General features: G+C 36.8%; 20 protein-coding genes. 14 read left to right on the plus strand and 6 right to left on the minus strand.

The window, feature by feature from the left end:
- Nucleotides 1–13: 13 nt before the first annotated feature.
- Nucleotides 14–406, minus strand: coding sequence for a hypothetical protein (locus PI85_RS00805; RefSeq protein ID WP_036119503.1), 393 nt, complete (start codon nucleotides 404–406; stop codon nucleotides 14–16).
- 105 nt (nucleotides 407–511) lie between these two features.
- Here PI85_RS00805 and PI85_RS00810 point away from each other — a divergent pair, with 105 nt between their 5' ends.
- The 12 genes from PI85_RS00810 to PI85_RS00865 all read left to right on the plus strand — a co-directional run bounded on the left by PI85_RS00810 (nucleotide 512) and on the right by PI85_RS00865 (nucleotide 12,073).
- Nucleotides 512–997, plus strand: a complete 486-nt coding sequence (locus PI85_RS00810) for a dUTP diphosphatase (protein WP_036119501.1) — start codon at nucleotides 512–514, stop codon at nucleotides 995–997.
- A 97-nt stretch (nucleotides 998–1,094) separates the two neighbouring features.
- Nucleotides 1,095–2,183 carry a M42 family metallopeptidase gene (locus tag PI85_RS00815; protein ID WP_008179256.1) on the plus strand — a complete coding sequence of 363 codons (1,089 nt, stop codon included), beginning with the start codon at nucleotides 1,095–1,097 and terminating at the stop codon, nucleotides 2,181–2,183.
- Nucleotides 2,184–2,400: 217 nt separating this feature from the next.
- A complete protein-coding gene (locus tag PI85_RS00820; RefSeq protein WP_082011526.1) occupies nucleotides 2,401–3,906 on the plus strand; it encodes a thiol-activated cytolysin family protein in 1,506 nt (501 codons plus the stop codon).
- Between the two features lie 312 nt (nucleotides 3,907–4,218).
- A complete protein-coding gene (argF, locus tag PI85_RS00825) occupies nucleotides 4,219–5,184 on the plus strand; it encodes an ornithine carbamoyltransferase (RefSeq protein ID WP_036119495.1) in 966 nt (321 codons plus the stop codon).
- A gap of 305 nt (nucleotides 5,185–5,489) precedes the next feature.
- Nucleotides 5,490–6,386: a LysR family transcriptional regulator gene (locus PI85_RS00830; RefSeq protein WP_036119492.1), complete on the plus strand. Its 897-nt coding sequence runs from the start codon at nucleotides 5,490–5,492 to the stop codon at nucleotides 6,384–6,386.
- A gap of 185 nt (nucleotides 6,387–6,571) precedes the next feature.
- Nucleotides 6,572–7,900: an LLM class flavin-dependent oxidoreductase gene (locus PI85_RS00835; RefSeq protein WP_036119489.1), complete on the plus strand. Its 1,329-nt coding sequence runs from the start codon at nucleotides 6,572–6,574 to the stop codon at nucleotides 7,898–7,900.
- Between the two features lie 46 nt (nucleotides 7,901–7,946).
- Nucleotides 7,947–8,960, plus strand: a complete 1,014-nt coding sequence (locus tag PI85_RS00840; protein ID WP_036119485.1) for an LLM class flavin-dependent oxidoreductase — start codon at nucleotides 7,947–7,949, stop codon at nucleotides 8,958–8,960.
- A gap of 12 nt (nucleotides 8,961–8,972) precedes the next feature.
- Complete coding sequence (locus tag PI85_RS00845) at nucleotides 8,973–9,251, plus strand: glutaredoxin family protein (protein ID WP_036119482.1); 279 nt, start codon at nucleotides 8,973–8,975, stop codon at nucleotides 9,249–9,251.
- A gap of 19 nt (nucleotides 9,252–9,270) precedes the next feature.
- Nucleotides 9,271–10,095, plus strand: coding sequence for a transporter substrate-binding domain-containing protein (locus PI85_RS00850; protein WP_036119480.1), 825 nt, complete (start codon nucleotides 9,271–9,273; stop codon nucleotides 10,093–10,095).
- Between the two features lie 24 nt (nucleotides 10,096–10,119).
- Complete coding sequence (locus PI85_RS00855) at nucleotides 10,120–10,824, plus strand: amino acid ABC transporter permease (RefSeq protein WP_036119478.1); 705 nt, start codon at nucleotides 10,120–10,122, stop codon at nucleotides 10,822–10,824.
- A gap of 11 nt (nucleotides 10,825–10,835) precedes the next feature.
- Entirely contained in the window at nucleotides 10,836–11,543 is a 708-nt protein-coding gene (locus PI85_RS00860; protein WP_036119475.1) for an amino acid ABC transporter permease, read from the plus strand.
- Between the two features lie 17 nt (nucleotides 11,544–11,560).
- Nucleotides 11,561–12,073 (plus strand): GNAT family N-acetyltransferase, encoded by a 513-nt coding sequence (locus tag PI85_RS00865; RefSeq protein WP_025114512.1) that lies wholly within the window; start codon nucleotides 11,561–11,563, stop codon nucleotides 12,071–12,073.
- A 41-nt stretch (nucleotides 12,074–12,114) separates the two neighbouring features.
- Here PI85_RS00865 and PI85_RS00870 read toward each other — a convergent pair whose 3' ends face one another.
- Nucleotides 12,115–13,494, minus strand: coding sequence for an FAD-binding oxidoreductase (locus tag PI85_RS00870; RefSeq protein ID WP_036119472.1), 1,380 nt, complete (start codon nucleotides 13,492–13,494; stop codon nucleotides 12,115–12,117).
- A gap of 78 nt (nucleotides 13,495–13,572) precedes the next feature.
- Nucleotides 13,573–13,782 (minus strand): small acid-soluble spore protein SspI, encoded by a 210-nt coding sequence (gene sspI / locus PI85_RS00875; RefSeq protein ID WP_008179231.1) that lies wholly within the window; start codon nucleotides 13,780–13,782, stop codon nucleotides 13,573–13,575.
- Between the two features lie 236 nt (nucleotides 13,783–14,018).
- On the opposite strand from sspI, the gene PI85_RS00880 reads away from it, so the two are divergent.
- Together PI85_RS00880 and PI85_RS00885 are read left to right on the plus strand one after the other, a co-directional pair.
- Entirely contained in the window at nucleotides 14,019–14,561 is a 543-nt protein-coding gene (locus PI85_RS00880) for a sigma-70 family RNA polymerase sigma factor (RefSeq protein WP_036119469.1), read from the plus strand.
- A gap of 190 nt (nucleotides 14,562–14,751) precedes the next feature.
- On the plus strand, nucleotides 14,752–16,902 hold the full coding sequence (locus PI85_RS00885; protein ID WP_369794206.1) for an EAL domain-containing protein: 2,151 nt from the start codon (nucleotides 14,752–14,754) through the stop codon (nucleotides 16,900–16,902).
- A gap of 49 nt (nucleotides 16,903–16,951) precedes the next feature.
- Here the strand turns inward: PI85_RS00885 and PI85_RS00890 are convergent, their stop codons facing one another.
- The 3 genes from PI85_RS00890 to PI85_RS00895 form a co-directional block, all read right to left on the minus strand.
- The gene (locus tag PI85_RS00890) at nucleotides 16,952–17,140 is read right to left on the minus strand and encodes an H-type small acid-soluble spore protein (protein WP_008179225.1); all 189 of its coding nucleotides are present in this window, start codon (nucleotides 17,138–17,140) and stop codon (nucleotides 16,952–16,954) included.
- 12 nt (nucleotides 17,141–17,152) lie between these two features.
- The gene (locus PI85_RS24170; RefSeq protein ID WP_115663427.1) at nucleotides 17,153–17,320 is read right to left on the minus strand and encodes a YfhD family protein; all 168 of its coding nucleotides are present in this window, start codon (nucleotides 17,318–17,320) and stop codon (nucleotides 17,153–17,155) included.
- 117 nt (nucleotides 17,321–17,437) lie between these two features.
- Nucleotides 17,438–18,847, minus strand: a complete 1,410-nt coding sequence (locus tag PI85_RS00895) for a LysM peptidoglycan-binding domain-containing protein (RefSeq protein WP_036119466.1) — start codon at nucleotides 18,845–18,847, stop codon at nucleotides 17,438–17,440.
- Nucleotides 18,848–19,005 lie beyond the last annotated feature (158 nt).

Consider the following 19,005-nt stretch of genomic DNA (forward strand, 5'->3'; position numbering starts at 1 on the left):
AAACACATCCTCATCAAGAGGATGTGTTACGCATAAGCTGTTCAATGGGCTGCTTCCAATTGATTTTCGCACTTGGATAATTCAATAAAATTTCTTGCTGTAAATATTCAAAGTCGCCTTTTGTAAAGCCCTGCAATGTTGCAGTATCACGTGCGCCGACAAAAATAGTGACAACCTCGAAAGCATCCTCAGTTGTACCTAAATATTTTTCACCTTCAAAAAGAGCACCCTTATAGGAAATAAAGAAATTTTTCCGGACGTTTTTAACGTCATCATAAAAGTAATATTGGCCTTTTTCATAGGCTTCATCAAGTTTGCGTTTAGGATCAGTTATATAACGAATCGCTTTATAAAATACATAAATAATAAGCGCAATTACAGCAAATCGAATTAGTAACGGCAACATGTTTAAATTTCCCCCTTGAAGAAAGGTTATTCTTTCCTATACGATTAGGGAGGTCAAATAGTTTCACTTTTATTTAAATATTTTTTAGAAATTTAGGAGAAAAAAATGAATATACAACAATTGTTTATGATGCAAAAAGAGCTGGATAATTTTATTGAGCAAACTCAAAATATTCAGCAAGATGTATTTCAAGAAAAAGGACTAGCATTAATGGTAGAGCTAGCTGAGCTAGCCAATGAAACGCGCTGCTTTAAATTTTGGAGCACAAAAGGGCCATCAGCACGAGAAGTCATTTTAGAAGAATATGTGGATTCTATTCATTTTATCCTTTCATTAGGCTTATTAAAGAACTATACAACAATCGAAAAGTGGCCAGTGATAGAAGAACAGAGACATTTAACAGCAATATTTTTAGAGACACAAGGTGCTATTTTGGCATTTATCCAACAACCGACAGAGGATCGATATCTAGCAATTTGGCAATGCTATGGTTTACTTGCGTACAATTTTGGTTTTACTTTCGGAGATGTAGTTCGGGCGTATGTTGAAAAAAACAAGGAAAATTATAATCGTCAACGGACAGGATATTAAATAATTAAGAAATACACCAATTTTCAGACGATTAAGCTAGGAATATTTCGGTAAACGAAGTATAATAAAATAGATACAAGACGTAGGAGGCAAAAGGATGACACAACTAGATCCAACATTACAAATGTTTAAAGATTTAACAGATGCAAATGGTATTGCAGGCAATGAACGTGCACCGCGTGAGGTCATGAAAAAATATATTGCACCATATGCAGATACTGTAGAAACAGATAACTTAGGTAGTGTAATTGCTAAAAAAGTAGGCGATGAAAACGGTCCTAAAATCGTCGTGGCAGGACATTTAGATGAAGTAGGCTTCATGGTTACACAGATTGATGACAAAGGCTTTATCAAATTCCAAACAGTAGGTGGCTGGTGGAGCCAAGTTATGCTGGCACAGCGCGTTACAATTACGACACGTAAAGGCGATGAAGTAATTGGGGTTATCGGTTCAAAACCACCTCATATTTTACCTGCTGATGTGCGCAATAAAGTAGTAGACATTAAAGATATGTTTATTGATATTGGTGCCGCATCTAAAGATGAAGTGCTTGAGTGGGGCGTACGTCCTGGCGATATGGTAACACCATATTTCGAATTTAATGTAATGAAAAATGAAAAATATTTATTAGCAAAAGCTTGGGATAATCGCATTGGTTGTGCCATTGCTATTGATGTAATGAAAGCTTTACAAAATGAAAAACATCCTAATATTCTTTATTCAGTAGGGAATGTGCAAGAAGAAGTTGGACTTCGTGGAGCTAAAACGGCAACACATAAAATCCAACCGGATATTGGATTTGCAGTTGATGTAGGTGTAGCGGGAGATACTCCAGGAGTAACAGCTAAAGAATCAACTAGTAAAATGGGTGCTGGCCCACAAATCGTTGTGTATGATGCATCTATGGTATCACACCGTGGCTTACGTGAATTCGTATTAGACGTAGCAGACGAGAACAATATTCCGTACCAATTTGAAGCAATGGCTGGCGGTGGTACAGATGCTGGCTCCATCCACGTAACAGCAAATGGCGTACCAGCACTTTCCATCGGTATTGCAACACGCTACATCCATTCACATGCAGGTATCCTACATCGTGATGATTATGATAATGCCGTTAAATTAATGGTGGAAGTCATTAAAAAATTAGACCGTGATGCAGTCAATAAAATTACATTCGATTAATTGAATGGAAAAAACTAATTAGAATTACATGCGGTTTGCCTTCTAACTAAAATGTTAGGAGGCTTTTTTCGTTGGTAGGAATCGCAACGATTTAACATAATGGTTATTAATAGTAATCATAAGTACATGTTATGAGCACGATGAAAATGAAACGAAAATACTATATTTAAAAATTATTTTTATATGGTATAATTTCCTATAAAAGGAGTGGATTAATTTGGGAATTCGAAAAACAATCAAGTTTTTAATATGTTTATCTATTAGTTTATGCCTTCTAACTTATCCAAGTATTTCATTTGCTGAAACACTTGATACTAATAGTTCTAGTGATATTGATACGGGTATAGCAAACTTGAATTACAACAACAGGGAAATATTAGCAGTGAATGGTGATAGGGTGGATAGCTTTGTTCCTAAAGAAGGAGTTAGCTCAAATGATAAATTTATAGTGGTGGAACGTAACAAAAAATCACTGACAACTTCTCCAGTGGATATATCAATTATTGATTCTATGGCGAATCGTACATATCCAGGAGCATTACAACTTGCAAACCAAGCTTTTGTAGACAATCAACCTAACCTATTGGTGGCTAAAAGAAAACCACTTAATATTAGCATTGATTTACCTGGTATGAAAAGAGAAAATACTTTAACTGTGGATAATCCGACATATGGAAATGTATCTGGTGCAGTGGATGAGTTAGTGTCTACTTGGAGTGAGAAGTATTCCACAACACATACTTTGCCTGCAAGACTACAATATTCAGAATCTATGGTTTATAGCAAATCTCAAATAGCAAGCGCTTTGAATGTAAACGCCCAAGTTCTCGACAATTCGCTGGGGATTGACTTTAATGCAATTGCCAATGGAGAGAAAAAAGTGATGGTTGCGGCATACAAACAAATTTTTTATACCGTAAGTGCTGAATTGCCTAACAATCCATCAGACCTTTTCGATGATAGCGTTAATTTTGCAGAGTTAACTCGTAAAGGAGTAAGCAATGATGCCCCTCCTGTTATGGTGTCGAATGTAGCCTATGGGAGAACCATTTATGTGAAATTAGAGACAAGCTCAAAGAGTAAGGATGTACAAGCTGCTTTTAAAGCATTACTGAAGAATGCTAATACGAATGTAGAAACTAGTGCACAATACAAGGATATTTTTGAGGAAAGTTCCTTTACGGCTGTAGTATTAGGCGGAGATTCACAAAAGCATAATCAAATTGTCTCAAAGGACTTTAATGATATTAGAGAAGTAATTAAAGATAATGGAGAATTTAGTCTTAAAAATCCAGGCTATCCAATCTCATATACAAGTGTTTTCTTAAAGGATCATTCAATTGCTGCTGTTCATAATAATACAGATTATATCGAGACGACAGCTACGGAATATTCTAAAGGAAAGATCATCCTCGATCATTATGGTGCATACGTTGCTCAATTTGAAGTAGCTTGGGACGAATTCTCATACGATGAAAATGGAAATGAAGTATTAACCCATAAAACTTGGGATGGCAATTGGAAGGACAAAACTGCTCATTTCTCTACAGTCATACCGCTTCCGGCTAATTCAAAAAATATAAGAATTTATGCAAGAGAATGTACAGGTCTTGCATGGGAATGGTGGAGAACGGTTATTGATGAATATAATGTTCCCATGTCTAATGAAATCAAAGTCTCCATTGGAGGAACTACATTATACCCAACAGGTAGCATCGAGTAAGTAGCAATATATAAAGGTAATGACATGTATAAAATTTTACCTCCTAACAAATTATTGTTAGGAGGTTTTTAACGTTTTCAATTTCTTTCAATAACTGCTCTTCCTTTTCTTTTTTTCTTCTTAATCCACCTTTCTTTCAGTGAATTTATACAAAGAAGTCAATCGTAAAAATGGTTGTTATGCATAAATATTCAAATTGAAGAATTTTTGTCACATTTAATATTTCTTTAATAAAATTATAAAAATTCAGTTGATTTTATATTTATGCATGATATACTGATTTCAATAGCAATGATACAAGGAGCGAAGGCCATGAAATTACTCGAAGAAGTACAGCTAAAATTAGTTTCTAGTTTAAAAGGGAAAGACCTATTAACTTTGCTAGACTATACAAGCCAAGAAGTTGAAGAACTTGTTGAATTAGCAACACAGCTTAAAATGATTACCAAAGAGGGGAAATGCCCAAGATTATTGGAAGGCAAAACACTTGGTATGATTTTTGAAAAACATTCAACGCGTACTCGTATTTCATTTGAAGTTGGTATGAATCAGCTAGGTGGAAAAAGTATGTTTATGCATGCGCGTGATTTACAAATAGGTCGTGGTGAATCCATTTACGATACAGCACATGTCTTATCAGGCTATTTGGATGGCATTATGATTCGAGCAAATTCCCATGTAATGGTAAAGGAACTAGCAGAGCATGCAGCTATTCCTGTCATCAATGGATTAACAGATATTTATCATCCATGCCAAGCTTTAGCGGATTTAGAAACAATTGCAGAGAACAAGGGTTATTTAAAGGGGCTTAAAATTGCCTATGTAGGAGATGGCAACAATGTAGCACATTCTTTAATAGTTGCTTCAGCACATGTTGGGATGAATGTAGCTGTGGCGACACCAGCGGGCTATGAATGTGATGCGGCAGTTATCACTAAGGCACAAGCAATTGCCGCGGCAAATGGCAGCACAATTCTGGTGACACATGACCCTGTGGAAGCGGTATTAAATGCAGATGTTGTTTATGCAGATGTTTGGACATCAATGGGCCAAGAGGAAGAAGCAGCAAAACGTTTGCAAGATTTTGCTGATTACCAAATTAATGATGAGCTTGTAGCGTATGCAAAACCGAACTACATGTTCCTGCACTGCTTGCCAGCACATCGTGAGGAAGAAGTGGCAACATCTGTTATTGATGGCCCTAATTCTTACATTTTTGAGCAAGCTGAGAACCGACTTCATGCACAGAAAGCAGTTCTTGCATCGATTCTAGCGTAAAATGTGACCTTTACTGTAAGGGTGAGAAGTACAATAAATAGAGTTTACATGGGCAACAGAGGGTGCCTATGTGAATAACATACAAGTGGCTGACAGACAGAGGGATGTTCACCACGCGCGATGCTTGTTGTCAAGATGGATGGCTACATCGCTACATAGTTAAGTAACCTGGGAGACGCTGGGTTACTTTTTTCTTTTGTATCGAGGGGTATAGGACTAAAAACTAAGTTTTCCTATAAAATATAGAGAATATAAAGAATTATTTATATAATAGAGTAAATAAGGAGTGAAGGGATGGAATTCACATGAATATAGATCATATCGAGGCTTTTTTATATGTTGTCCATTATAAGAGTACGCATAAGGCTGCCAACGCCTTGTTTCTTTCTCAACCGACTGTGACTGCACGCATCAAATCATTGGAGCGGGAGCTAGGGGTTGAGTTATTTTATCGAGAGGGACGAAGTGTAACCTTATCAGATAAAGGCAAAGATTTCTTACCTTTTGCGACTCAAATCGTACAAACATTTCAGCAAGGAAAGAAGCAATTAGAAAAGACACAGAAAACAGATGATGTATGTATTGGTGCAAATGGCGTAACAGCCCAATATTTTTTAGCGTATGCGTTGCCTAAATGGAAAGAACAATTTCCTAATTTGCGTTTTCAATTGGTGACAGGTTCAACAGCTAGTCTATTAGAGAAATTAGAGAGTCACCAAATTCATGTAGCTTTTATTCAGTATGTGCACAGAGAAGGAATATGTAATGAGTTTTTATTAAATAATGCGGTGAAGCTTGTGAAGCATTGTGAACATCCATTACGACAATATGAATGCATCGAAGCGAAAGAATTGGCACAACAGAAAATGGTGTTTTTTGAGTGTGGAGCGTTTGATTGGAATTATGTGCATAAAATGTTCGAGGTAGAGGGTGTAGCAGCCAATATAGAGGTTCGAACCGACCATTTAGAGGTCGCTAAGGCTTTCATTCGCACAAAAAATTATATTAGCTTTTTACCACAGCTTTGTGTCAAAAATGAACTTGAAAGCGGCGAATTTATTGAAGTAGATATCAAGCATTTACTGGATATGAATCAGCATATCTTCCTAACTTATAAAAATAAAGATACATTGACATCAGCTTTTTGGGAGACAATCTGTCAGACAGCGAAGGATTTTGAAAGGGTACAAATGGTGGAGTGATAAAATTTTTTATATAAACGCTAAATTTTTTCTATTACTGAACCTATTGCAAATTGTCTGAATGAACTGTAATATCATTCTCAATCCAAATTTATTTATGAGTAATCGTAAATAAATATTTTTTTAACACAAAAACATACTTAACCACTATGTTTAGTAAAAAATAAAAATGAGGAGGAATGGATATGGCGAGACAAGACAAAATTCGTTTTGGAGCAATTATTCACGGGGTAGGTGGTAATATTTCAAGTTGGCGTCATCCTAAGGTAGCGAGCAATCAAAGTGTCAACCTACCTTTTTATATTCAACAGGCACAAAAGGCAGAGGAAGGGAAATTTGATGTTGCTTTTATTGCGGATGGCTTATTTATTAATGAAAAATCGATTCCTCATTTTTTAAATCGTTTTGAGCCTATTACGATATTATCAGCATTGGCTGTAGCAACTAACAATATTGGGTTAGTTGGAACAGTATCGACTTCCTATAGCGAACCATTCACAGTGGCACGCCAGTTTGCTTCTTTAGATCATATTAGTGCAGGGCGTGCAGGCTGGAATGTTGTCACTACTCCTTTAGAAAGTACTGCTTTGAACTACAATAAAACGATTGAACAACATCCTAGTCATGCAGAACGCTATCAAATCGCTGAAGAATATTTAGAGGTTGTCAAAGGTTTATGGGATTCCTGGGAAGATGATGCCTTTATTGCAGATATCGAAAACGACCAATTTTTTGATCCAGAAAAATTGCACACGCTACATCATAAAGGGCAATATTTTTCAGTCCAAGGTCCACTTAATATTGGACGAACAAAGCAGGGTCAGCCAGTTATATTCCAAGCTGGGGCATCTGATGCTGGGATTCGGTTGGCTGCCAAGGATGCAGATGCCATTTTTACACATGGAGCATCTATTGAAGAATCTCAAAAATTTTATAAAAGAGTAAAGGCAGAGATTGTAGCATTTGAGCGAAATCCTGATGAGGTAAAGATTTTTCCGGGTATTTCCCCAATCATTGGCGATACAGTGGAGGAAGCAGAGGCAAAATACCAGGAAATTGTTGAATTAGTTTCCATTGACCGTGCTTTGGCTTATCTTGGACGTTATTTTGATCATCATGATTTTACACAATATGATGTGGACGCACTGTTTCCTGAGCTAGGTGATATTGGAGCCAATAGCTTTAGAAGTACGACTGATTATATTAAACGCTATGCTAAGCAGGAGGGACTTACATTACGTCAGGTCGCTTTACGAGAGGCAACGCCTAAAACAGCATTTTTTGGAACGGCAGAGCAGGTGGCAGATCTTGTACAGGAATGGTTTGAGCAAGAGGCAGCAGATGGCTTCATAATCGGTGTAACGGTACCAGGTGCCTTAGAAGATTTTGTTGATAAAGTAGTACCGATTTTACAAGCTAGAGGACTTTATCGAGAAGACTATGAAGCAGATACATTGCGTGGGAATTTAGGTTTACCATTTAAAGAAAGCCGGTATATCAAACAGTCTGTCTAAAAACCTAGTAAATTTATTTGAATAAGTGAAATTAAGGAGGCTGTGTATGAGTTATACATTAGGCATATTAGATCAAAGTCCAATTATTGATGGAGATACAAATGAGCAAACCTTGCAAAAAACGGTCGCATTGGCACAGAAAGCGGAGCAGTTAGGCTACTCTCGTTTTTGGGTTTCGGAGCATCATCATACGGATGCACTGGCAGGGTCATCACCAGAAGTATTAGTGTCCTATTTACTTGCAAAAACCGCGTCTATTCGCATTGGGTCTGGTGGAGTCATGCTTCAGCATTACAGTCCATACAAAGTAGCTGAAAATTTTCATGTTCTTGCATCATTAGAGCCGGGGCGAGTTGATTTAGGCATTGGGAAGGCACCAGGTGGTTTACCGCTTTCTACAAAAGCTTTACAATATGGCACGCTCAATCAAGGAGAGGACTTTGAGGAAAGACTAGCATTTTTACAGCAATTAATTGAACAAAATGTACCTACGAATCATGATCTTCATGGCGTGCAAGCAACACCCATTCCGAAAGTAAAGCCGTCTCTATTCTTACTAGGGGCAAGTCCGCAAAGTGCAGAACTTGCAGGGAGACTTGGTATTGCATTTGTCTTTGCCCGATTTATTAATAGCGACAATGAATTATTGGCACAGTCGTCTAGCATTTATCGTGAACATCATCCAAATGGTCATTTTGCTGTCTCGATTGCAGCCGTTGCAGCACCGACAAATAAAGAGGCAAAAGGCTTGATTGAAGACCAAAAAATTACAAAAGTCCATTTAGCAAGCGGTAGGACATTGACTTTACAATCAGTAGAGCTAGCAGAAAAATTTGGGCAGGAATCTGGAGAAGCATATACGGTCAAACAATATGATGCGGATATCGTTTATGGGTCGCCAGAAGAAATTAAAGATCTACTAGATCATTTTCACGTGCAATATGAAATAGATGAATTCATTTTGCACACGCCTGTACGAAAGGAATTTGAACGGCAACGCTCCTTTGAGCTTTTAAGTCCTATTCATTTAAAGCTACAGCAACAAGTAACGGTAAGCTAAGGAGGAAAATTAATGGCAGTGACAAGAGATATTATTGTTTGGTCGAAGCAGGGATGTAGCTATTGTGATGATATAAAAGCGTATTTACGTGAACAGCATATTCCTTATAAAACAGTCGATGTAACTAATAATGATACATTTAGAGACATTCTTGACTTAAAATATGGCGTTCGATATGTGCCGATTGTGGAAATTGGCTCGAGTGAAAGTGGTGTCTATAGAGCCATAACAGAAATTGGATTAGAGCATGTAAAGAATGCACTTGCCGTGGGCTTACCCTCACATATATAGAAGAAGGAGAGGGAAATATATGAAAAAAATATTGTTTTTGCTGTTACTTTTACTGATGACGCTATTAACAGCATGTGCGAGTTCGGAAAAAATGGACGGAGGTTCAAATGAACAAAAAACATCACAAGGTGGGAAAGATGTCCAAAAAATTATTGTCGGTACAGGTACACAATTTCCAAATATTTGTTTTATAGATGAAAAAGGAAACTTAACTGGCTATGATGTAGAACTAGTTCGAGCAATCGATGAAAAGCTACCTGAATATGAATTCGAATTGAAAACAATGGAATTTTCAAATTTATTACTAAGTTTAGAAACGAGAAAAATAGATTTTATTGCCCATCAAATGGAAGTTAATAGTGAACGAGAAGAAAAGTTTTTATTTAATAAAGAACCCTATAATGTTTTCCCATTAAAGGTGACAGTTAATGAAAAGAATAATGAGATTCAATCTATTGAAGATTTGAAAGGAAAGAATGTGAGTGTTTCGCCAACAAGTAACTCCGCTGTCTTTATTGAAAAATATAATAAGGACCATCATTTAGGCGCAAATATCGTTTATTCTTCAGGTTCAGTCGATGTGAATAATCAACTGGCAAGTGGCCGTATTGATGCCATTATTACGACACCCTTTGCGGTGAAATACTATAACGAAAGCAATGAGGCACAGCAAAAGGTCGTTGGGGATGCATTATTAAATTCGAAGGTTTATTTCTTATTAAATAAGGATGAAGTGAAGTTACAAGAGCGTTTAGATGAGGCCATTGTTGAGCTAAAGAAAGAGGGAGTGATTAGCGATCTAAGTAAGAAATGGTTAGGAGATGATTACACAGTAGACTTCTAACAATCAGGAAAGGAAGAAAGAAGTATGGATAATAATTTTGATTTCGTACTTATTGCGAAAGTACTTCCGACATTGCTTCAGTATTTACCAGTAACAGCTGAAATACTAGTGTTCTCCATACTTTTTGGTATGGTGCTTGGAATTATGCTAGCTATACCAAAGCTTCTAAACGTAGCGGGATTAAAGCAACTTATTACAATTTATATTTCATTTGTTCGTGGCACACCCATTTTAGTGCAGTTGTTTTTAGTATTTTATGGTGTACCAGCACTCCTCAAGCTTATTCATATTGATGTTACTCGAATGGATGCGATGTATTTTGTCATTATTACGTATACTTTGAGCAATGCGGCAGCCTTTGCTGAAATATTTCGTGCAGCCATATTAACTGTTGATCGCGGGCAAATAGAGGCAGCCTATTCTGTGGGATTAAGCAGTCCTCAGGCTTTTCTGCGAATTGTTTTCCCACAAGCAATCCGTGTTGCTTTTCCAAATATAGCGAACACAATGATTAGTTCGTTAAAAGATACATCACTCGCTTTTTCCATAGGTGTAATGGATATGGTTGGGCGTGGAGAAACTTTAATCGCGTCCACAACTCGGGCATTTGAAATATATGTGGCATTATCGATCGTTTACTTTGCGATTGTCATAATTCTTGAAAAAATATTCAAATTCAATGAACGTTATTTCAACCGCTATATGCCAAAAGAAGTTGCCACTCATTAGGGGGAAGTGCTATGACCATTGATATTGCATTTGTTTTAGTGGCTTTACGAGAAATTAGTAGAGTAATACCGCTAACTCTATTCATGACATTTACACCTGTTTTATTAGGCATTGTAATTGGAATACTTATAGCCTTTGTGCGGATAAAACAAATAAAATTTTTGACACCCTTCTTAAATTTTTATGTTTCCTTTTTCAGAGGCACACCTATTATAATGCATATCATGCTTGTTTATTTTGGATTTCCCATGCTTGTGGATGTTGTGGCCAATACTTTCCACTTATCATTTCAATCCAGCTCCATTCCAATATTATTTTTTGTCATACTTGCACTAACATTCAGTGCAGGTGCTTATGCATCAGAAATTATTCGTTCTGGTATTTTAAGTGTACCGAAAGGGCAATTGGAAGCGGCGTATGCAATAGGTTTAACGTTTACACAAGCAATGAGACGTTATATTTTACCCCAAGCATTTGGTAAGTCCATTCCTAACTTTACGAATGTCTTTATAGGTTTTTTACATGCTACATCATTAGCCTTTTTTCTGTCGATTAAAGAATTGACAGGAGTGGCGAACATTGTTGCTTCTGTGAACTTGAAGTTTTTAGAGGCTTTCATTGCGGTTGGTATCATTTATTGGGGGATATCAATTATTACAGAATGGATCTCACATCATATTGAAAAAAGAGTAACGGCCTATAGTAAAAGTGGCCTATAGTAGAAGGGGGAAAATATATGACAATAGCGGAAATTGTTATTGAACATTTACAAGAGGAAGATTATGCAAATTATCTTGAGGTTTTAGTAGAAAGCTATGGGCAATATGAAAAGGATTATAAGGACCCGGAGAACTGGGCTTCGTATTTAAATGATATTCGAGCATCCGTTGGCAATCCAAACGCCGAAACGATACTAGTTGCAAAGCGAGGTGATGAGATTTTAGGAGGACTACAATTATTTACCGATGCGGAGAAAGCATATGGGCTGCCTGAGCTTAATATTCAATCGACCATCGTGCGTTTATTGGGGGTCCATCCAAAAGGGAGAGGGCAGGGAGTGGCCAAGAAATTATTACAGGAAAGCTTTTCCTTTGCAAGAAAGAGACAGGATCAAGCCCTATATTTGCATTCAGGAGATATTATGCAGGCTGCCATTAATCTTTATTTATCTTTAGGTTTTGTAAGAGACGAGTCGAAGGAATTTTATAAGGGAGATATATTAGTAAAGAGCTTCCGCTATGATTTATAAATAAAAACCGCTGATTATTGGAATCAGCGGTTTCTTTATGGCTATAGGGAGAAAATTTTCCCTGGATTCATGATGTTAAGGGGGTCAAGTGCTATCTTAATACTTTTCATGACAGCAAGGGAGCTACCGTGTTCAGTAGCCTGATATTTCATTTTGCCAATTCCAACACCGTGTTCTCCTGTACATGTGCCACCACGAAGTAGAGCATATTGAACGATGTGCTCGTTGAAGCGGTCGGCTTTTGCCTGCTCCTCCGCATCATCGGGATTTAACATTAACAGCGCATGGAAGTTACCGTCTCCTACATGCCCGACAATTCCTCCTGCTAGTCCAACAGTATTTAGTTGCTCCCTAGCATATAAAATAGTTTCTGCAAGCATGGAAATAGGAACACAAACATCTGTCGACATAAGCTTTTTACCAGGATGAGCATGCATATAAGCATAGGCCAATGAATGGCGTGCTTCCCAAAGCTTATTACGTCCAGCATTATCGTGTTCAAACTCAACAGATAGGCAATGAAAGTCCTCAAAAATTTCCGTAGCAAATGCTATGTCTGCATGCATACCTGCTTCATTTCCATGGAACTCTAAAAAGAGTGTCGGCTTTTCGCTAAAGGCAGTGTCATTATAAATATTGGCTTGTTGAATGGAGGCCTCATCGACCAATTCCACCCGACCAACTGATATTCCTGTTTGTAATAATGCTGTGACGGAACTGACTGCATCACCGACTGTATTAAAGACAGCCCGCCCCGCGGTCACAAATTCAGGTATTCCATATACTTTCAGTGTAAGCTCTGTAAAGCAACCAAGCGTACCTTCTGAGCCAACGAATAAACCGTTTAAATGATAGCCAGATGAGGACTTCGCTGCCAAATTTCCTGAATGGATGACAGAGCCGTCTGCCAGTACTACTTCTAAATCACGAACTTGATCGCGCATAACACCGTAGCGAACCGCAGTAGTGCCACTAGCATTAGTAGCTGCCATACCACCTAGTGTGGCATCTGCACCCGGGTCCACTGTAAATTGTAGCCCATGCTTTTTTAATTCTTTATTCAATTGTGAACGTGTGACGCCTGGCTGTACTTTTACAAGAAGGTCTTCAGGTCTAACTTCTAAAATAGCATTCATTTCAGAGAAATCGATTGAAATACCATTTGCTATGGGAATTGCATTTCCTTCAAGGCTTGAGCCAACACCGAATGGTACAACTGGAACACGTTGTGCATGCGCGACTTTTAAGATGGCACTGACATCAGCGGTGGAACGGGGAAAAACAACGATATCAGGTAAGCTCATCGGATGATGGGATTCATCCTTACCATGTAGCTGTCGTACCGTTTCGTTTGTTGACACTTGTTCTTCTAATAATACCTGTTTGAGTTGATTGACAATAAATTCTACTGCAACAGTCATTCCAATCCCTCCAAATTTTCTGATAAGTAAAACATTATCATGCATTTATTGGAAATGGAATGCATTGCTTATAAAAAATCAGTTTGCAAATGCTTTTTCTAACTTTTGAACGAATGCTTCCTGTTCAGTGGAGCTTGATTGCTTCCACCATTTTTCAAAAAATACCCCAAGTCCTGGCAGTAAATGCTCTTCTCCACGGCTAATGGCATCTTCAACAATGTCTTTAATTTCTGCTGCAGATTGACCGTGTACATTGGCTGTAATCGCATCTCTAATTTGAAAATTCATCTATTTCGCCTCCTTACTAGTAATTTGTCCAAGTATCGTTTTAATATGTACGAAATGCCAAAGAAAAAATATCAAATTTGCAAAAATAAGCCGTAATTATGATGAATACTGAGAGGGATTTGAACCATATTAAGCGATCAAATACTAAAAGTGAACATTCGATTTCGAGAAATATCCAGTTTAAGATAATGTCACCTAGGAATATTAGACTGTGCATAGTCGATAGGAAGAGACAAGTGACCATTCGTAACAATCGAAAGCTCACAACTACCCAATCATTTGAGGAAGTCTTGGAAAGCGTGCAACCGATGATTAGCTCTATTCTTACAAGTTTGAGAATTTATAAAGATTATGATTATTATCGTCAAGTGGCGGCTATTGCTGTTTGGAAGGCATGGCTAAAGGCAGATCCATCAAAAGGACAATTATCTGGTTATATTTATTCCACAATAAAAGGGGAACTATTAAATGAATTAATAAAGGAAAAAAACTATTTAGAGAAAATAGCAACAGTGGATGATGAAACCCTTGATTTTCTTTGTAATGAGTTTGAGCGGGAGGAGTATAACTATCCACAAAGTTCCAACTTTCTAGAAGGTTTGATGTGCCAGTTTAAACAGGTAGAAAGGAGCATTTTATACCTATATTATGTAGAAGATCTGAGTGATCTAGACATCGCTAATATACTAGGTTTTTCAGTAGAAGCCAGTAAAAAAAGAAGGCAAAGAATCATTAAGAAGTTAAGAAATAAGGATTTTGAAGTGAGAAAAAAGCAATAATATATCAAAAGTATGCTAATATTGTAATAAAATGAATATTAGCATACTTCACTTGAATGCATACAAATTACGATAAAAGTGTTATGATTTGTAAGTAGTCAAAGAAAAATACAATTTTACATAAATTATTCAATTGTGATAGTTAAAAATACCTAGCGATTTTTTTACATAGTAGTATGGAGGGTTTGTGTTGGGCAAATGGTTTAATCAGATCGATAAAAAAGAGGTTTGGTACATGGTATTACCATTACTGCTGGTCATACCATTATTAAGTTTTAGCAATCAAATATATGGTGTTTTTCAAGGTGAAATTTATACAAATTTAAAATTGATTATACAAGTATTAATTATTGTATTTACGATGGCAATTGCCATACAATCGTATTTAGTTTTTTCCCACTTACTATCAAATCAAACTTTATACATAGGAAATGTGTTTTTTATTTTAGCATTACTTGAATTAGTCAGTTTATTTTTTAGCCATAATCATTCCATCAGATGGGCCTTTATGGAGGATACTTTACATATATTAATACGTTTTTACTTATCACTCGGCTTTTTATTCATTATTTTATACCCTAAAAAACAATTAACAATGAAGCATCGAATCCTTAGTTATAGCGGTTCTCTACTTTTTGTTATAGCAAGTATTGTCCTAGTATATATCTCACCAAAATTATTGCCAGTGCAATGGATAGATCATATTGATAATATCGTACACCTATTTTCTATTGTTCTTCAACTGATAACAATAAACATTATTAGTAGGTTCTTTAAGAAAATGCCAAAGCGTTCCATGTGGCTCATCAGTGCAGCTATCTCGCTCATTGTAAGTGATACGTTTTTCATTATAAGCCAAGATACGCATGCGATATGGGATTTCTCCGCCCTTATCTATCAATTTTTAGCTTTTTACTTTTTCCTAAAGGCGATTTATTATACATCTGTTGAAAAACCATTTCAACAACTGTTAAAAATAAAGAAGGATCTTGAACAATCACAACGGGAGCTACAATTCCAAGCCTATCATGACGATATTACACTATTACCAAATGAGCATTTATTACTAAAAACATTAAAAGAAAAATTACATGAAAATGGACATCAAAAGGCGATCATTGCCATAGAAATTGATCGGTTTGCAGCCATTCGTTCTTCCATAGGGATCAGTCATTCTAATAAAATGATGAAGCTAGTGGCAGAACGTATACAAACAATCCTACCACCGCATTATTTTGCGACCAAACTACAAGAGGGCCAATTTGTCATTTATATTCATCATGTAAAGACAATTGAAGAGCTATTACAATTTTGTTTGAATTTAAAAAGTGCCATGAAAAAACCTTTACAGGTACAATTATTTTCGTTAAATGGCAATTTAAATATGGGAATTGCCTTACAGGAGGAAAAGTGGACGGGTGAAGAGCTATTGATGCATGCCCAATTAGCCATGCGAGAGTCTAGACAAATACCGCAAAGATTTCTTTTCTATAAGCCATACATGTCTAAAGGAATAGCAGATCGTATCTTGTTAGAGCAAGATTTACATAATGCGTTAGTCAATAACGAATTTTATTTAGATTATCAACCACAGATAAATTTAAAAAGTGGGGCGATTGAGTCAGTTGAAGCATTAGTGCGCTGGCGACATCCAAATCGAGGATTTGTGTCACCTGAAATATTTATTCCGATTGCAGAAGAATGTGGTCTCATCATTCCTCTTGGTAAATGGATATTAGAAACAGCCTGTCAGCAGGCGAAACAATGGGAAGAACAAGGGTTACCTCCAATCAAAGTGGCTGTTAATCTTTCACTTGGACAATTATTTCAACAGGATTTAGTTGAAATGGTGGGTGAAATATTACAGCGTTCGAAATTAGATGCTCATTATTTGCAATTAGAAATTACGGAAAGTATGACAATGAATATTGATCAAATGACACAGCTACTGCATGAATTAAAGGCGCTCGGTATTCAAATAGCAGTCGATGATTTTGGAACAGGATATTCATCTTTATCCTATTTAAAGGATTTTCCCATTGATTGTCTAAAAATTGACCGTACTTTTGTCAGAAATGTTCAACATAATCCAAATGATGAGGCTCTTGTGTCGATGATTATTTCGATGGCGAAGCATTTACGCTTGAAGGTTGTAGCGGAGGGCATCGAAGAGGTTGAGCAGCTGTCGTTTCTGATGGAAGGTGGATGTGATTATATTCAAGGTTATTTATTTAGTAGACCGATTTCACCTCAGCAAATTTCGGAAACCTTTCATGATTTACACAATCATGTAGATGAAGTCTTAACGCAGCTTCGATATAAAGAACAATATAGTATGTAAAGCAATGCAAAGAACCTGCTTAGGTAAAGATAAGCAGGTTCTTTCTTTTCTAGTGAACGAGATATTCTTCCTTCAGTTCAGATATATCTACTTCAGACCGTTCCTCTAAAGAGCGGCGTAGGTGAACAGTCGCTGTTTTCTCATCATGGAGTTTATCGATCCAAACGGATACACCATTATAGCTTACTTCATATTCTAACGGTGAGGCGACAATTTCACGTGCACGTTGAAAATCCAACAGAAGCCCCCCTTATTTTTTCTTCTTATTGTGCTGTTTTTGCGTTACTGTATTTATCAGTTCCATGAACTCTTGAGAAAATTCCTCGCTAACCTTATTAGGGGCGATTTTCTGGTTTTTTGGCGTTTGAGGTAATGAACCTTTATTGTTACTTTGACCTTGTTTATTGTCTCTTCCCATGTGAGTTGCTCCTTTCAAATTGGTATATCTTAATATGGCTTTGAAAGGAGCTTTTTATCATGGGAAAAAATCGGGAAAAGTAGCATATCTTTATTAGTTGAGTGCACAATAAAAAAACTACGGTTTTTTTATAGAAAAATTTTCATTTAAAAGTACCCAATTTTGTGGGAATGGGAAACCTAAAGCCCAATAACTAATTCCCCGAAGATTATATTGTTTGACCATGTCAAATTTAGCTTGTGCACTTCTCGCATCTTCGAACCATACCTCATGATTTCTTCCTTGCTCATCGGCATAACGATAAAATGGGGATTGCGCTGTTTGGTCATATTGGATGGTGGCCCCATTTTTAATGGCTCGATTAAGAGCCTCCTGTGGACTAAATGTCTCGGCTTCTTGGCCTTTGACATGAGGTAATAACCAATCACGGGCATAGAGCTCAAAGCCTAATAAAATTTTATCCGCAGGTATTTCTGTAAGTGCATATTCAACAACTCTTTTCATTTCATTAATAGGGGAAATGGCTTGAGGAGATCCAAAACGATATCCCCATTCATACGTCATCAAAACTACAAAATCTGCTATTCGACCATGTGCTTCGTAATCATGTGCTTCATATAACGTTCCAACTTGCGTTGCACTGGTTTTAGGTGCGAGTGCAGTTGATACGAGATAACCCTTTGGATGTAGCATATCCACTGCTAATTGGATAAATGCATTGTAATTTTCTCGATCAGCAGGTAAAACATTTTCAAAATCAATATTCAAAACTTGATAGCCCTTCTCTTGCATCACCTGTAAAACATTATTCATCACTTTGACACGTAACTCTTCATTGGACAAGACAACATGTGCCAAATTAGAGCCTTCTTCTGTTGAAGTAAAATTAGTGAGTGTTAACATAGGAATGATGTTTTTAGCCTGTGCAGCTGCTATCATTTTTTCATCATTTATAGGCTGTAATGTACCATCTTCCTTCATCTTATAAGCAAAAGGACTAAAATAAGTAAGTAGATGACCAACAGCATTAATGGAATCAATTGCTTCATCAGGTGGTTGGTAAGAATAAGCATTTACTTCGATAAGTGGTAATTTTCTAGGGATGATTAATTGAGCACCAACATAAATCATATTAGGGTTGTTAATATGATTTGCAGCAATAATTGCTTGGATGGTCGTATCATAATTTTGAGCTATTTGCCATAAAGTTTCACCAGGCTGCACAATATGAACGACTGGTGGAATAATTAATTTAGTGCCAGGTGTTAACATATCAGGGTTCGTTAGATGATTGTCTGCAATGATTGCTTGTAGCGGAACACCAAATTGTTGGGCAATCGACCATAATGTATCTCCGCTTTTCACGGTATAAGTGGTATACGATGAAGGGATAACAAGTGATTGTCCGATGGCTAATTGATCTGGTGTAGCTAACGCATTTAACAGGGTAATAGATTGCACAGATATCCCATAACGATTGGCAATATGCCAAAGCGTTTCCCCAGCACTTACTACATGAATAATCATAGAACACCTCCTAAATGATAGTTCATTACTGCATCATATGATTCAAATGATGAAATGAGTATTTTATAAGAGATATGCAAAAGCTTAAAGCTTCAAATTCTTTCCTTAGGATACCTAGCATAGGATATGACATAAATTAGATGTGATGGGGAAGGGGT

Origin of the sequence: Lysinibacillus sp. A1 (assembly GCF_000801965.1) — a bacterium.
In the GTDB taxonomy this organism is placed as follows: domain Bacteria; phylum Bacillota; class Bacilli; order Bacillales_A; family Planococcaceae; genus Lysinibacillus; species Lysinibacillus fusiformis.

What these genes read in the sequence shown, in the direction of transcription:
- PI85_RS00855 (WP_036119478.1), top strand. Translation starts at nt 10,120, where the DNA reads ATGGATAATAATTTTGATTTCGTACTTATTGCGAAAGTACTTCCGACA.
- PI85_RS00830 (WP_036119492.1), top strand. Translation starts at nt 5,490, where the DNA reads ATGAATATAGATCATATCGAGGCTTTTTTATATGTTGTCCATTATAAG.
- PI85_RS00835 (WP_036119489.1), top strand. Translation starts at nt 6,572, where the DNA reads ATGGCGAGACAAGACAAAATTCGTTTTGGAGCAATTATTCACGGGGTA.
- PI85_RS24170 (WP_115663427.1), bottom strand. Translation starts at nt 17,320, where the DNA reads ATGGGAAGAGACAATAAACAAGGTCAAAGTAACAATAAAGGTTCATTA.
- PI85_RS00895 (WP_036119466.1), bottom strand. Translation starts at nt 18,847, where the DNA reads ATGATTATTCATGTAGTAAGTGCTGGGGAAACGCTTTGGCATATTGCC.
- PI85_RS00845 (WP_036119482.1), top strand. Translation starts at nt 8,973, where the DNA reads ATGGCAGTGACAAGAGATATTATTGTTTGGTCGAAGCAGGGATGTAGC.
- PI85_RS00860 (WP_036119475.1), top strand. Translation starts at nt 10,836, where the DNA reads ATGACCATTGATATTGCATTTGTTTTAGTGGCTTTACGAGAAATTAGT.
- PI85_RS00865 (WP_025114512.1), top strand. Translation starts at nt 11,561, where the DNA reads ATGACAATAGCGGAAATTGTTATTGAACATTTACAAGAGGAAGATTAT.
- PI85_RS00850 (WP_036119480.1), top strand. Translation starts at nt 9,271, where the DNA reads ATGAAAAAAATATTGTTTTTGCTGTTACTTTTACTGATGACGCTATTA.
- PI85_RS00870 (WP_036119472.1), bottom strand. Translation starts at nt 13,494, where the DNA reads ATGACTGTTGCAGTAGAATTTATTGTCAATCAACTCAAACAGGTATTA.
- argF (WP_036119495.1), top strand. Translation starts at nt 4,219, where the DNA reads ATGAAATTACTCGAAGAAGTACAGCTAAAATTAGTTTCTAGTTTAAAA.
- PI85_RS00840 (WP_036119485.1), top strand. Translation starts at nt 7,947, where the DNA reads ATGAGTTATACATTAGGCATATTAGATCAAAGTCCAATTATTGATGGA.
- PI85_RS00805 (WP_036119503.1), bottom strand. Translation starts at nt 406, where the DNA reads ATGTTGCCGTTACTAATTCGATTTGCTGTAATTGCGCTTATTATTTAT.
- PI85_RS00810 (WP_036119501.1), top strand. Translation starts at nt 512, where the DNA reads ATGAATATACAACAATTGTTTATGATGCAAAAAGAGCTGGATAATTTT.
- sspI (WP_008179231.1), bottom strand. Translation starts at nt 13,782, where the DNA reads ATGAATTTTCAAATTAGAGATGCGATTACAGCCAATGTACACGGTCAA.
- PI85_RS00815 (WP_008179256.1), top strand. Translation starts at nt 1,095, where the DNA reads ATGACACAACTAGATCCAACATTACAAATGTTTAAAGATTTAACAGAT.